General features: G+C 71.7%; 15 protein-coding genes. 10 read left to right on the plus strand and 5 right to left on the minus strand.

From position 1 onward, the window contains the following. Positions 1–3 precede the first annotated feature (3 nt). Complete coding sequence (locus ACFY0D_RS30565; RefSeq protein ID WP_390801228.1) at positions 4–1,503, plus strand: CoA-acylating methylmalonate-semialdehyde dehydrogenase; 1,500 nt, start codon at positions 4–6, stop codon at positions 1,501–1,503. A gap of 113 nt (positions 1,504–1,616) precedes the next feature. Here ACFY0D_RS30565 and ACFY0D_RS30570 read toward each other — a convergent pair whose 3' ends face one another. Further along, on the minus strand, positions 1,617–2,669 hold the full coding sequence (locus ACFY0D_RS30570; protein WP_390801229.1) for a WxL protein peptidoglycan domain-containing protein: 1,053 nt from the start codon (positions 2,667–2,669) through the stop codon (positions 1,617–1,619). Positions 2,670–3,001: 332 nt separating this feature from the next. Beyond that, complete coding sequence (locus ACFY0D_RS30575) at positions 3,002–3,844, minus strand: pentapeptide repeat-containing protein (protein WP_390801230.1); 843 nt, start codon at positions 3,842–3,844, stop codon at positions 3,002–3,004. 65 nt (positions 3,845–3,909) lie between these two features. Here ACFY0D_RS30575 and ACFY0D_RS30580 point away from each other — a divergent pair, with 65 nt between their 5' ends. The 5 genes from ACFY0D_RS30580 to ACFY0D_RS30600 all read left to right on the plus strand — a co-directional run bounded on the left by ACFY0D_RS30580 (position 3,910) and on the right by ACFY0D_RS30600 (position 9,173). Further along, the gene (locus ACFY0D_RS30580) at positions 3,910–4,518 is read left to right on the plus strand and encodes a LysE family translocator (RefSeq protein WP_189973185.1); all 609 of its coding nucleotides are present in this window, start codon (positions 3,910–3,912) and stop codon (positions 4,516–4,518) included. A 51-nt stretch (positions 4,519–4,569) separates the two neighbouring features. Continuing rightward, positions 4,570–5,382: a thioesterase family protein gene (locus ACFY0D_RS30585; RefSeq protein WP_390801231.1), complete on the plus strand. Its 813-nt coding sequence runs from the start codon at positions 4,570–4,572 to the stop codon at positions 5,380–5,382. A gap of 60 nt (positions 5,383–5,442) precedes the next feature. After that, the gene (locus tag ACFY0D_RS30590) at positions 5,443–7,155 is read left to right on the plus strand and encodes a serine/threonine-protein kinase (protein ID WP_390801232.1); all 1,713 of its coding nucleotides are present in this window, start codon (positions 5,443–5,445) and stop codon (positions 7,153–7,155) included. Between the two features lie 76 nt (positions 7,156–7,231). Continuing rightward, complete coding sequence (locus ACFY0D_RS30595; RefSeq protein WP_390801285.1) at positions 7,232–8,239, plus strand: NlpC/P60 family protein; 1,008 nt, start codon at positions 7,232–7,234, stop codon at positions 8,237–8,239. 205 nt (positions 8,240–8,444) lie between these two features. After that, positions 8,445–9,173, plus strand: a complete 729-nt coding sequence (locus tag ACFY0D_RS30600) for a phosphatase PAP2 family protein (RefSeq protein WP_373045629.1) — start codon at positions 8,445–8,447, stop codon at positions 9,171–9,173. 25 nt (positions 9,174–9,198) lie between these two features. Here ACFY0D_RS30600 and ACFY0D_RS30605 read toward each other — a convergent pair whose 3' ends face one another. Together ACFY0D_RS30605 and ACFY0D_RS30610 are read right to left on the minus strand one after the other, a co-directional pair. Next, on the minus strand, positions 9,199–9,342 hold the full coding sequence (locus ACFY0D_RS30605; RefSeq protein ID WP_390801233.1) for a hypothetical protein: 144 nt from the start codon (positions 9,340–9,342) through the stop codon (positions 9,199–9,201). Further along, positions 9,342–9,554 (minus strand): hypothetical protein, encoded by a 213-nt coding sequence (locus tag ACFY0D_RS30610; RefSeq protein ID WP_390801234.1) that lies wholly within the window; start codon positions 9,552–9,554, stop codon positions 9,342–9,344. The genes ACFY0D_RS30605 and ACFY0D_RS30610 overlap by 1 nt, the downstream gene beginning before the upstream one ends. Before the next feature lie 414 nt (positions 9,555–9,968). Between ACFY0D_RS30610 and ACFY0D_RS30615 the strand changes: the two genes are divergently transcribed. Together ACFY0D_RS30615 and ACFY0D_RS30620 are read left to right on the plus strand one after the other, a co-directional pair. Further along, positions 9,969–10,802: a hypothetical protein gene (locus tag ACFY0D_RS30615; RefSeq protein ID WP_390801235.1), complete on the plus strand. Its 834-nt coding sequence runs from the start codon at positions 9,969–9,971 to the stop codon at positions 10,800–10,802. Positions 10,803–10,940: 138 nt separating this feature from the next. Further along, the gene (locus ACFY0D_RS30620) at positions 10,941–11,126 is read left to right on the plus strand and encodes a hypothetical protein (protein WP_373045639.1); all 186 of its coding nucleotides are present in this window, start codon (positions 10,941–10,943) and stop codon (positions 11,124–11,126) included. Between the two features lie 316 nt (positions 11,127–11,442). On the opposite strand, the gene ACFY0D_RS30625 is transcribed toward ACFY0D_RS30620, so the two are convergent. After that, entirely contained in the window at positions 11,443–11,757 is a 315-nt protein-coding gene (locus ACFY0D_RS30625; RefSeq protein ID WP_390801236.1) for a metal-sensitive transcriptional regulator, read from the minus strand. Positions 11,758–11,962: 205 nt separating this feature from the next. Here ACFY0D_RS30625 and ACFY0D_RS30630 point away from each other — a divergent pair, with 205 nt between their 5' ends. Further along, a complete protein-coding gene (locus tag ACFY0D_RS30630) occupies positions 11,963–12,583 on the plus strand; it encodes a DUF47 domain-containing protein (RefSeq protein WP_008742369.1) in 621 nt (206 codons plus the stop codon). A 5-nt stretch (positions 12,584–12,588) separates the two neighbouring features. Further along, positions 12,589–13,587: an inorganic phosphate transporter gene (locus ACFY0D_RS30635; RefSeq protein WP_301369575.1), complete on the plus strand. Its 999-nt coding sequence runs from the start codon at positions 12,589–12,591 to the stop codon at positions 13,585–13,587. The last annotated feature ends 34 nt before the right edge of the window (positions 13,588–13,621 follow it).

Here is a 13,621-nt window from a genome sequence, read left to right on the forward strand (position 1 = left end):
GCAATGAAGACCGTCAACCACTGGATCGGTGGCAAGACCGTCGAGGGCGCGTCGGGCAACTACGGCCCGGTCACCGACCCGGCCACCGGCGAGGTCACCACGCAGGTGGCGCTCGCCTCGGCCGACGAGGTCGACGCGGCGGTACAGGTCGCCAAGGAGGCCTACCTCAGCTGGGGCCAGTCCTCGCTGGCCGCCCGCACCAAGGTGCTGTTCGCCTACCGCGCCCTGCTGGACGCCAACCGCGACGCCATCGCCGCCCTGATCACCGCCGAGCACGGCAAGGTCCACTCGGACGCGCTGGGCGAGGTCGCCCGCGGCCTGGAGATCGTCGAGCTGGCCTGCGGCATCACCACGCAGCTCAAGGGCGAGCTGTCCACGTCGGTCTCCAACCGGGTGGACGTCTCCTCGATCCGCCAGCCGCTGGGCGTCGTCGCGGGCATCACCCCGTTCAACTTCCCGGCGATGGTCCCGATGTGGATGTTCCCGCTGGCCGTGGCCTGCGGAAACACCTTCATCCTCAAGCCCAGCGAGAAGGACCCGTCGGCCGCCAACAAGCTCGCCGAGCTGGCGACCGAGGCCGGTCTGCCGGCGGGCGTGCTCAACGTGGTCCACGGCGACAAGGTGGCCGTGGACGCGCTGCTCGCCCACCCCGGCATCGCGGCCGTCTCCTTCGTCGGCTCGACCCCGATCGCCCGCCACATCCACACCACCGCCTCGGCCAACGGCAAGCGCGTCCAGGCCCTGGGCGGTGCCAAGAACCACATGCTGGTGCTGCCGGACGCCGACCTGGACGCCGCCGCCGACGCGGCCGTGTCCGCGGCCTACGGCTCGGCCGGCGAGCGCTGCATGGCGATCTCCGCCGTCGTGGCCGTCGGCGCGATCGGCGACGAGCTCGTCGAGAAGATCCGCGAGCGCGCCGAGAAGATCAAGATCGGCCCCGGCAACGACCCGGCCTCCGAGATGGGCCCGCTGATCACCGCCGCCCACCGCGACAAGGTCGCCTCGTACGTCAAGGGCGCGGCCGACCAGGGCGCGGAGGTCGTCCTCGACGGCACCGGCTTCACGGTCGACGGCAACGAGAACGGCCACTGGATCGGCCTGTCCCTGCTGGACCGCGTGAAGACCGACTCCGACGCATACCGCGACGAGATCTTCGGCCCGGTCCTGTGCGTGCTGCGCGCCGAGACCTACGAGGAGGGCGTGGCCCTCATCAACGCCTCGCCGTTCGGCAACGGCACCGCGATCTTCACCCGAGACGGCGGCGCCGCCCGCCGCTTCCAGCTGGAGATCGAGGCCGGCATGGTCGGCGTCAACGTCCCGATCCCGGTGCCGGTGGGCTACCACTCCTTCGGTGGCTGGAAGGACTCGCTCTTCGGCGACCACCACATCTACGGCAACGACGGCATCCACTTCTACACCCGCGGCAAGGTCGTCACGACCCGCTGGCCGGACCCCGCCGAGGGCCACCTCGGCGTGGACCTGGGCTTCCCCCGCAACCACTGACCCGCCCCGCCCCCAGCAGTCCCAGCAGCCCCCGGCCACCTTCCCCCGGCCGGGGGCTGCTGCCGTGACCGCCGGACGACGTCGTTCGCGGGCAACAGCGCCGGTCACGCCGCTCAGTGCGTCCGGGCCAGGTCCGGTACGGACTGAGGCCGTTCGCCCGCCGCGCGGCGACGGCGGCGCAGCACCCACACCGTGGCGCCCGCGCCCGCCAGTACCAGGAGCAGGCCCACGGCCGGCCAGGGTACGGCGACGAAGTCGGTCCCGGACTCCGAGACCAGATCGGGGTGGGCCGCCGCGCCCGCCGTGATCTTGACGGTCACCCAGTCCGACTGGGGAGCGTCCGGCCACGGTTCGCTCAGTTCGATCCGCTGGCCCGGCAGCAGGGACAGCTTCAGCTCGCGGGCGGGCCGGTCCAGCACCTCGCGCCCGAACAACCCCTCGGCGGACACCGCCACCTTGGGCTCGACGACCACGTTGCCCCGGTTGACCAGCGCGTACGAGATCGTGGCGCGGGCGTTGCGCATCCAGGGCAGCAGCGGCGCCGAGCGGCCGACCCGTACGTCCTCCACGCTCAGCCCCGCCGTGATCGGCCCCGGCACCCGGAAGTACAGCCGGGCGCCCACCGAGCGCTTCACCCCGACCTGGACCTTGCCCTCCTGCTGCACGCCCTCCACGGCGGTGCCCAGGGCGACGATCCCGCCGACGTGGTCACCGGGCGTCGCGTCCGCCGGGACCTTCACGGTGAACGGGATGTCCTTGCGGCCCTTGGCCGGCACGGCCACGGTGCTCGCGGTCTCCGGCGCCAGCGTGACCCACGCGCCGACGTCCTTCGGCTTCGTCTCCACCGGCAGCAGCGCGAAGGCGCCGCCCGCCGGGGTGTTCACGGCGTCGGTGGCGAAGACCTGGAACGTCAGCTCCTTGTCGGAGGAGTTCACGATCGTCACGCTGTCGCTCAGCGTGTTCCCGGCCGCGCCCTGGTGGAAGAAGTACGCGCGGTCGGTCATCGCCGCACCGGCCGCGGGCGTCGGGAACACCCCCCACGTGCCGTTGTCCGCGGCGCTCGCCGCGGTGGCCGGCAGCAGGCCCGCGCCGCCGAGCAGCAGGCCGAGGAGCAGACCGTACAGGAGGGTGCGGCTGCGGGTGCGGCCGCGGGTACGCGTGCGCATGGGCGGTCTCCAGTGGGCGCGGAAAGGGGAAAGGGGTGGTGGGGGGGGGGGGGGGCCCCCCACCCCCCGGGGGGGGGGGGGGGGGGGGGCGGGGGGGGGGGGTTTGGGGGGGGGGGGGGGGGGGGGGGGGGGGGGGGGGGGGGGGGGGGGGGGGCCCGCGGCGCCGTTGCTGGGGCTCCGCCCCAGACCCCGCGCCTCAAGCGCCGGCGGGGCTGGGGGAGCGCCTCAAGCGTCGGCGGGGCTGGGGGAGCGCCTCAAGCGTCGGCGGGGCTGGGGGAGTGGCTCAAGCGCCGGCGGGGTTGGGGGAGGGCGGGCGGGCCTGGGGGGCGGGGTCAGGTCCAGTGGGTGGGGCGGGTGAGGGTGGGGGGGATTTGGGTGGTGGGGTCGCCCTGGGCTGCGTTCAGCTGGGGCTGGGTGAGGAAGATGGCGTCGCGGAGGTCCGCTCCGCGGAGGTTGGTGTCGCGGAGGTCCGCGCCGATCAGGTCCGCCGTGCGGAGGTCGGCACGGGTGAGGTCGGCGGCGATCAGGTAGGCGCCGCGGAGGTTCGCGCCGCGCAGGTCGGCTCCGGAGAGGCGGGCGCCCATCAGGTCGGCGCCGCGGTGGTTCTTCTTGCGGCCCGCCACCTTCGCCCGTACGAGTTCGCTGGTCTTCAGGAGCAGGGTGTTGATCTGCTGGCGGAGGGGGCCGACGTCCAGGTCGGCCAGGGCCTGCGCGTCGGCGCGGGTCCATTCCTCGGTCTCCGCCAGGGCCCGGCGCAGGTCCGCGTGGACCGGTGCGGCGGCCGGGAGGGTCAGGGCCTGGCTCACGTAGAAGAGCAGTTCGTGGAGGTGCCGCAGTACCGGGAAGACCTCGAACATCTGGCGGGACGTGCCCGGGTGGGTGCGCCAGTCGCGGCCGCCGAAGGTGACCTGGGAGACCTGCTGCCCCGCGCCGAAGCAGTCGAAGACGGTGCAGCCCTGGAATCCCTTGTCGCGCAGCCGGGTGTGGATGCCGCAGCGGAAGTCCTGCCGGAGGTTCTTGCAGGGTGTTCCGGCGGGCTTGTTCATGGCGAAGTCGTTGGACTTGGCGAAGGGCAGCGCCACGCAGCAGAGCGCGAAGCAGTTCGCGCAGTCGGCCTGCAGGACGGGGAGCGCGGGGAGGTCGGAGGCGGCGGGGTGGTTCGGCACGCCGTCCATTGTCCTCGGTTGCGCCGGGTGCTCGGGGTCTTGATCGACGGGGCGGCGGCGGTGAGCATCCCCGTATGACAGAAGTGATCGCAGTTGCCGTTATTACTCTCCTCGCCGTGATCAGTCCTGGTGCCGACTTCGCCATGGTGGTCCGTAACAGCTATCTCTACGGGCGCCCCACCGGGCTGTTCGCCGCCGCCGGGGTCGCGGCCGGCGTGCTGGTCCATGTCTCCTACACGATGCTCGGGGTCGGTCTGCTGATCGCCTCGTCCACCGCGCTGTTCACCGCGATCAAGCTGGCGGGCGCGGCCTATCTGGTGTGGATCGGGATACGCACCTTCCGGGCGCGGGCCGAGGTGACCGTGGACCTGGAGTCGAAGCCGCAGCTGACCCGGCTGGGGGCGATGCGGTCGGGCTTCCTGACCAATGTGCTCAATCCGAAGACGACGCTGTTCGTGGTGTCGACTTTCACGCAGGTGGTGAACCCGGAGACCCCGGTGTGGCAGCAGGCGGGCTACGGGCTGTTCATGTCGGCGGCGCACCTGGGCTGGTTCGGGGCGGTCGCGCTGTTCTTCTCCGTCTCGCGCCTGCGCGACCGGATGCTGAAGGCGCAGAAGGCGCTGAACCGGGCGATCGGGTCGGTGCTGGTGGGGCTGGGGGTGGGGCTGGGGTTCGCCCGCTGAGGCGATCGCAGGGGCTGGTGGCCGGGGTTACCTGTCGGTAGCGTGGTCGGCATGGGCGCTGCCGAGGGGTACGAGGGGTACGAGGGGTTCTTCGAGAGGGTCGGTGCCGGGCGGTTCCTGGCCACCGAGTACACGCGGGGGCCGTGGGACCCGGGCTCGCAGCACGCCGGGCCGCCGGCCGCGCTGCTCGGGCGGGCCGTCGAGGAGCGGCCGGGTGCGCGTACGGACATGCGGGTCGCCCGGATCACGTACGAGATCCTGCGCCCGGTGCCGATCGGCGAGCTGGAGATCACCACCAGTGTGCTGCGGGCCGGTCGCGGGACCGAGGTGGTCGAGGCGGCCCTGGCGCCGGCGGGCGGCGCGCCCGTGATGCTGGCGCGGGCCCTGCGGATCCGGGTCGCGGAAGAGGCCGTGCCGGCCGTGGTCCCGGGGCCGCAGCTGCCGCCGCCCGGGGAGGTGGAGGTGACGCCGTTCTTCCCGGTGCCGTGGGAGACCGGCTACCACTCGGCCATGGAGACCCGGTTCACCGAGGGCGCATTCGTCGAACTGGGCCCCGGCACCTGCTGGATGCGGATGAAGGTGCCGCTCATCGCCGGGGAGGAGACCAGGCCGCTGGACCGGGTGCTGATCGCCGCCGACTCGGGGAACGGGATCAGCTCGGTGATGGACTTCGGGCGGTACGTCTTCATCAACGGTGACCTGACCGTCCATCTGCACCGCCATCCGGTGGGCGAGTGGGCGTGCGTGGAGGCCCGTACGAGTGTGGACGCGGCCGGGATCGGGCTCGCGGACGCGCGGCTGCACGACGAGAAGGGGCCCATCGGGCGGAGCGCGCAGAGTCTTTTCGTGGCGCCCCGCGCTTAGCCGGTCCTGCGCGTCAACCCGGGTCCGTGGCGCGGGAGTCGGTGTGGCAGGCTCGTGCCGGTGGAGGCCCTGAGAGACGTCGACCCCGCGCAGATCGGGGCGCATGCGCTGTTGGCCCGGCTCGGTGCCGGGGGGATGGGGCAGGTGTACCTCGGGCGGTCGCCCGGTGGGCGCCTGGTCGCCGTGAAGGTGATCCGGGACGAGATCACCGGGCATCCGGAGGCGCTGGCCCGGTTCCGGCGTGAGGCCGAGACCGTGCGTGCGGTGCGGTCGGCGTACACGGCGAACCTGATCGACGCCTCGCTTGCGGCGGCGCCGTACTGGCTGGCGACCGAGTACGTGGCGGGCCCGACGCTCGCTCATGCGGTGGTGGAGCGCGGTGGCTTGCCCGCGGACACCTGCCGGCGGTTGTTCGCGGCCCTCGCGGAGGGGCTGGCGAGCGTGCACGCGTACGGGGTGACGCACCGGGACCTCAAGCCGCAGAACGTCATCCTGGGCGCGCAGGGGCCGCAGCTCATCGACTTCGGCATCGCGCGGGGTGTGGGCGAGACGGCTCTCACCCAGGACGGGCAGGCCCCGGGGACGCCGGGGTACACGGCGCCGGAGGTGCTGCTGGGTGCGGAGGCCGGGGCCGCGGCGGATGTCTTCGCGCTGGGCGCGACCCTCGCGTACGCGGCGACGGGGCGGCCGCCGTTCGGGACGGGCGTGGCGACGACGGTGAGCTACCGGGCGGTGCACGAGCCGGTCGACGTGGCCGGGGTGGAGCCGGGGCTGGCGGGGCTGATCGAGGCGTGCGTGGCGAAGGATCCGGCGGTGCGGCCGGGGCCGCGTGAGGTCATCGCCCGGTGCGGGGTCCGGGACGCGCTGATCGACGATCCGGTGTACGTCGGGCTCGGTGCGCTGGGTGAGGCGGTTCCGGTGCACGAGATGCGGACGCAGGGGCCGGGTCGCCCGTACGTCCCGACGGCGGTCGACCCGGCGCCGCGGGCCGCGCGGGTTGCGGGGCTGCGGCGCGGCGCCATGGTCGGTGCCGGGGTGGCCGTGGCGGTGGCGCTCTCCCTGACGGCCTGGAAGCTGATCCCGTTCGACGGCAGTGGCAGTGGCGGCAACGGTGGTGGCGGCGCCGCTGCGCGGGACGGGGCCGACAAGGGCGGCGCCACGGCCACGCCGCCCGCGGCGCAGGGCGGGCAGCCACCCGCGGCCACCGGTTCCAAGGGTGCGTCCAAGCCACCGGCCGAGTACATCGACAACAACCAGATCTCGCGCTACGTGTGGAGCGGCTCCCCCGACCTGGACCTGGCCGTTCAGGGGGTCGGCCAGTGCAACCAGCCGGCCGAGGAGAAGTCTCCGGGCGCGGGCTTCCAGTCGGCCGTGTCGACCACCAGCGTCAACGGGAAGCCGGGCAGGACCGCGTCCGTCAAGATGCGGATCAAATACGCGGAGATGGCCCAGTCCGCACCGGATCCGTACTACGTGTCCGTGGCGGTCAAGTCCCCCCACGACATCGAGCCGTCCACGGGCAAGCCCTTCCCCATGGACAACCGGGCCGTCGGCTACACGAGCAAGCCCGTCGACATCTACACGCATGGGAAGTCGGGTGGCGACGTGACACTCACCTACCCGGACGACTTCACGATGCACGCCGCGGGCAAGACGTGGCCCGCCGTGCCCCTGTCCGCCGACCCTGGGGACTGGACGGTGGTCTTCTACCACGTCGAGGATGACCCTACGAAGTACGCGAGCATCGCCTGTTCGGGCTTCCGAGTGGGGTAGTAGGACATGCGACACGGCCGAATCGCACGTTGAAGTGACGGGGATGGGGGAGGGTTGACGGGTGCGCAGATTCTGGATGGCCGGCGGGATCGGGATCGGGCTGTGTCTGACGTTCGTGGCGCTCCTCGTCGTGGGGACGTACTCGGCGGCGGCGGGCCTCGTGGGGTCCGGTGCGGGTGGCCGCACGATGGGGCTGGCGAAGGGGGCCGTACCCGCTAAGTACCAGGCATTGGTGGAGAAGTGGGGCAATCTCTGCCCGGCCATCAACCCGGCCCTGCTCGCTGCCCAGCTGTACTCAGAGAGCGGCTGGAACCCGAGTGCCGTGAGTCCGGCGGACGCGCGCGGTATCGCGCAGTTCATTCCGGGCACGTGGGCGGGCCACGGCATCGACGGGGACGGGGACGGGGACCGGGACATCTGGGATCCGAACGACGCGATCCCGTCGGCGGCCTCGTACGACTGCGAGCTGGCCAAGGACGTGGCGAGCGTGCCCGGGGACGACGCGTCGAACATGCTCGCGGCCTACAACGCGGGGGCGTACGCGGTCATCAAGTACGGCGGAGTGCCCCCGTACAAGGAGACCCAGGGGTACGTGAAGGCCATCACCACGCTGGCCAAGAGTTTCGAGCGGCCCGTCGGGCGGGTGGCGCCTTCGCAACAGGCTGCCGGGGCCATCTACTTCGCGCAGAAGCAGCTCGGGACGCCGTATCTGTGGGGTGGCAACGGGACGCCCGATCAGGACGGGCGGTTCGACTGTTCCGGGTTGACCAAGGCCGCGTACGAGACCGTGGGGATCGAGTTGCCGCGGGTGGCGAACGACCAGTACAACGCCGGGGCGCACCCTTCGCGTGATCAACTCCTGCCCGGAGACCTGGTCTTCTTCTCCGATGATCTGACGAACTCTCGGGAGATCCGGCATGTCGGGCTCTACGTGGGGGGCGGGTACATGATCAACGCCCCTTACACCGGTGCCGTGATCCGGTTCGACAAGATCGACACCCCGGACTACTTCGGTGCGACGCGCGTGACCAAGGATGGTGCGGAGGCCCTTCCGGAGCGTTCCGCCCCCGCTCGCGCGGCATAGCAACTCTCCGTAATGCAAAGGCCCTGAGCTGCGACGATGGGTCACTCTTCGATAACGTTGGAGTGATCATTGCGTGGAGAATGGAACGTAGGAGCCAGAACGGGCGTTCCATGGGCGCGGGGGTTGATCAAGTGGGGGGCGGAGGGGCGCACACAGGGGTGCGTTCCGCAGGGGAACCACGGCAAGGGCAAGGGGCCGCATCACCATGGCTGGACTCACAACAGGTGGGCCGAACGTGGATGTCAGCCTGCTGTACGAGATCAACGGAGCCGCCCGGCATGCTCCGGCGTGGCTGGACCGGGTCGTGAGCCTGGCCGGGGAGTACGGGATCCTGCTGGCCCTGGTGCTCCTGGTCCTGTGGTGCTGGCGCGGTGCCCGCCGGCAGGACGAGGCCGCCGCCGTCGAGTCCGTCGCCGCGCTCGTCTGGGCCCCGCTGGCCGCCGGGCTGGCGCTGCTCGTGAATGTGCCGCTGCGTGAATTCGTGGGACGGCCGCGGCCGTTTCGCCAGCACGAGGGCCTGCAAGTGCTCGACCCCGCCTTCGGCTGGGGGCTCGGGCGCACCGAGTTCTCCTTCGTCAGCGGCCACACCACCCTCGCGATGGCCCTGGGCGTAGGCCTGTTCGTGGCGAACCGGAAGTTCGGCCTCCTGGGGATCGGGCTGGCTTTCGCCGAGGGCCTGTGCCGGGTCTACATGGGCATCCACTACCCGACCGACGTCATCGGCGGTCTCGCCCTCGGCACCGCGGTGGTGCTCGTGCTCGCGCCGCTCGCCATGGCGGCGCTGACCCCGGTGGTGCGGGCGGTGGCCCGCTCCCGGCGCGGCGGCCGGCTCGTACGGGCCAAGAACGCCGCGCTGCCCCGGCCGGTCGGGCTCCCGCAGGCACAGACCCCGCCCGCGGGGCAGCGTACGCACGAGAGCGATCTCGCCGCCTGACACCGGTGGCGGTGCGGGGCCGGGATCAGCCCTGCGCGTACGCGTTCCATACGGCGAGCAGTACGGCCGCCAGCAGGCACAGCAGCGCCGCCCCGAAGCACATCCGCACCGCCTTCGGCCGGGACCGGGACCGGGACCGGGTCCGGGTCCGGGTCCGGACGCGGGGCATCAGGGATCACCGTCGTCGGTGTCGCGGCGGTACCGGGAGCGCAGCCACCAGCCGGTCGCCCCGGCCGCGGCCGAGGTGAGTCCGATGGCCAGGGCCACGTCGGCCGGGCTGTCCGCCGAGCCCACGGGTCCGGCCCAGGCCGCGGCGGCCGGGGCGGACACCACGAGCAGAGCCCAGAGAAGGGTCGCGAGGCGGGCTGCGGAACCTGGCATGGATCAAGGTCATCCGCTGCGGCCCGCCCCGGCCAGCCGGGCGGTCCGAACGGCCTACCCCGCCCGGCTACGGCTGCGTGTGGCGGGCCGCGTCTTTGCGGGCCAGGTCGCGGGAGCGGCGGGCGGGACCGCTCCAGCCGCACGTGCAGACGGCCAGGCAGAACGATCCGCGGTCGGCGGTGGATGTGGTGTGGCCCGCCGGTGGCTCCGGCTGCGCGTGCGGCCGCGGGAGCGGCAGGGAGTCAAGCGGAGGGACCAGTCTCGCTTCGGTGTGCGGTTCCACAGGTCCACGGTACCGGGGCGGGCGGCGCGCGGGGAGGGCGCGCCCCCGTGACGGGAAACCCCGGACCTCGTTAAACGGAGCGGGTGGGGGCCTCGGGCAAGCAGCGGTCATGCGTTGGGGGTTGGCAGGCGATGGTGGATCACCAGCACAGGCGGCCGCGCGGGCGTGCGGGTGAGGCGGTGCTCGCCGCCGGCGTCACCCTGGCGGTCACGACGATGACCGGGTGCGCGGGCGACGCGAGCGACGGCCGGCCTCCGCCGGACCCGGCGGCGGTGGTCCGCGGGGCCGCCGACGCACTGGCGAGGACCGGCAGTGCCCGGGCCCGAACGGCCATGGAGATGGCCACGGGCGGCACCCGGGTCACGATCCGCGGCGAGGGCGGGGTGGACTTCAAGAAGCGGATGGGCCAGCTCATCGTGATGCTCCCGGCCGACGTGAAGGGCAAGGCCGAGCACCGGCCCATCACCGAGCTGCTCGTGCCGGGCGCGCTCTACATGAAGAACCGCGGCGCGGGCGTCCCGGACGACAAGTGGGTCCGGGTCGACACGACGGCCCTGAACGACGGGAACCTGGTCACGGGCGGGGCCACCGATCCGCTGGTCGCGGCCGAGCTGCTGCGGGGCGCGCAGGAGGTGACGTACGTGGGGGAGACCGAGGTGGCGGGCACCAAGGTGCGGCACTACCGGGGGATCACCGACATCGGGCGGGCCGCGGGGAGCGCGTCACCGGAGGTGCGGGGGGCGCTGCAGGCGGCGGCGAAAGGGTTCAGCACGGACACGGTGCCGTTCGACGCCTACCTGGACGAGGAGGGGCGCCTGCGGAAGGTCAGGCACCGGTTCACGTACGTCAACAATGGCGTGATCGATGTGTCGTCGACCACGCTGCTCTACGGGTTCGGGACTCCGGTGACCGTCGTATTGCCTGCAAACAGGGACATTTACGCCGGGAAGATCTCCGACCAGTGAGGCGGGCGAGGGGCGGGCGGCGCGATCGGGCCATGGCCCGGTATCCGGAAATGGTCCATCCGTGTCATGCGGGGGACGGCACGGCCTCCCTACGCTGAGAAGCCGGGCGCCGGCGCGTGGTGCGGTGCGGTATGACCGATGACGGCCGGTGGCCGGTGGCAGATTGAGGTGACACGCGTGACTCCCGCAGGCGGTACGACGGTGCAGGACCACGTTGCTCTCGCCGAGATCGAGCTGTGTGGTGAGCTGATCATCGCCGCGTCGGCGGCCGCCGAGGAGCGGCTCAGCCTGGACCGTATCGACGAGGTCCTGCTCGGGCAGTAGCCGGTCGCCTCCCGGCGGGGGTGCGGATGCGGGTGTGCCGATGCGGGTGTGCCGCGCGCTGTGTGCCGGCCTGCCGCGCCGCTGCTGGGGCTCCGCCCCAGACCCCGCGCCTCAAACGCCGGCGGGGCTGGAGGGTGCGCCTCAAGCGCCGGCTGGGATGGAGGGCGCGCCTCAAACGCCGGCTGGGATGGAGGGCGCGCCTCAAGCGCCGGCTGGGATGGAGGGCGCGCCTCAAGCGCCGGCTGGGATGGAGGGCGCGCCTCAAGCGCCGGCGGGGATGGGCGGGGCCGGGTTGGCCGGGCTTGGGGGTCTGCGGTCAGGTGCGGAGGAGGCGGGCGATGGCCTTGGTGGCTTCCTCGACCTTCGCGTCGATCTCGGTGCCGCTCTTGACCGCGGCGTCGGCGACGCAGTGCCGCAGGTGTTCCTCCAGCAGCTGGAGCGCGAAGGACTGCAGTGCCTTCGTGCTCGCCGAGACCTGGGTGAGTATGTCGATGCAGTAGACGTCCTCGTCGACGAGCCGCTGGAGGCCGCGGATCTGGCCCTCGATCCGGCGCAGCCGCTTGAGGTGCTCGTCCTTCTGGTGGTGATAGCCGTGGACGGCTCCGGAGCCCTCCGCCTCGATGGTCGTCATACGTCCTCCCGTGGTCCGGAACGAGGGGTGCATGCGGAATGCATACCCCTCATGGGTATAGGGTACTGGGCCCCGTCGTCCTGGGCAGGGGCCCGTGGTCCCCACTCTGCCCGATGGAGGACACTGTGGAACGGCCGGTTAGCCGTGGCCGGGGGATGCGCCTAGCATCAGCCTGACCGAATCCAATGCACCCCGAGGACCTCACGTGCGATTTCGTCTGACCCCCAGGGAGACGAGCTTCTACGACATGTTCGCCGCATCCGCGGACAACATCGTCACGGGCTCCAAGCTCCTGATGGAACTGCTCGGAGCGGACTCCTCCGCCCGGGCCGAGATCGCGGAGCGGATGCGGGCAGCGGAGCACGCGGGGGACGACGCCACTCACGCGATCTTCCACCAGCTGAACTCCTCCTTCATCACGCCGTTCGACCGCGAGGACATCTACAACCTGGCCTCGTCGCTCGACGACATCATGGACTTCATGGAGGAGGCCGTCGATCTCGTCGTCCTCTACAACGTGGAGGAGCTCCCCAAGGGTGTCGAGCAGCAGATCGAGGTGCTGGCGCGCGCGGCCGAGCTGACCGCCGAGGCCATGCCGCACCTGCGGACGATGGACAACCTGACCGAGTACTGGATCGAGGTCAACCGCCTTGAGAACCAGGCCGACCAGATCCACCGCAAGCTGCTCGCCCAGCTCTTCAACGGCAAGTACGACGCCATCGAGGTGCTGAAGCTCAAGCAGATCGTCGACGTGCTCGAAGAGGCGGCCGACGCGTTCGAGCACGTTGCGAACACGGTGGAGACCATCGCGGTCAAGGAGTCCTGAACCTCGTGGACACCTTTGCTCTGGTCGTGACCATCGGTGTCGCGCTCGGCTTCACGTATACGAACGGTTTCCACGACTCGGCGAACGCGATCGCGACGTCCGTCTCGACGCGGGCGCTGACCCCGCGCGCGGCGCTGGCGATGGCGGCCGTGATGAACCTCGCCGGTGCCTTCCTGGGCAGCGGCGTGGCCAAGACGGTCAGCCAGGGCCTGATCGAGACGCCCACGGGCGCCACGGGCATGTGGATCCTCTTCGCGGCGCTGGTCGGCGCGATCGTCTGGAACCTGATCACCTGGTACTTCGGGCTGCCCTCGTCCTCCTCGCACGCGCTGTTCGGCGGCATGGTGGGCGCGGCGCTGGCCGGCGGTACGGAGGTGATCTGGTCGGGGGTCCTCGACAAGGTCGTCATCCCGATGTTCGTCTCGCCGGTCGTCGGCCTGGTCGTCGGTTACCTGGTGATGGTGGCCATCCTGTGGATGTTCCGCCGGTCCAACCCGCACAAGGCGAAGCACGGCTTCCGTATCGCGCAGACGGTCTCGGCGGCCGCGATGGCGCTCGGCCACGGTCTGCAGGACGCGCAGAAGACGATGGGCATCGTCGTGATGGCCCTGGTCATCGCCGATGTGCAGAGCGCCGACGCGCCGATCCCGGTCTGGGTCAAGGTCGTGTGTGCCGTGATGCTGTCGCTGGGTACGTACGCGGGTGGCTGGCGCATCATGCGTACGCTCGGCCGCAAGATCATCGAGCTGGACCCGCCGCAGGGCTTCGCGGCGGAGACCACGGGTGCCTCGATCATGTTCGGTTCGGCGTACCTCTTCCACGCGCCGATCTCCACCACCCACGTGATCACCTCGGCGATCATGGGTGTGGGCGCGACCAAGCGCGTGAACGCGGTCCGCTGGGGCGTCGCCAAGAACATCATCCTGGGCTGGTTCATCACGATGCCGGCCGCGGCGCTGGTCGCGGCACTCAGCTTCTGGATCGTGGACCTGGCGTTCGTGTAGTCCCCGGGTCCCCGGACGAAAGCGGGCCGGCTCC

The organism is Streptomyces sp. NPDC001502, assembly GCF_042894785.1.
Classification (GTDB): domain Bacteria; phylum Actinomycetota; class Actinomycetes; order Streptomycetales; family Streptomycetaceae; genus Streptomyces; species Streptomyces kutzneri.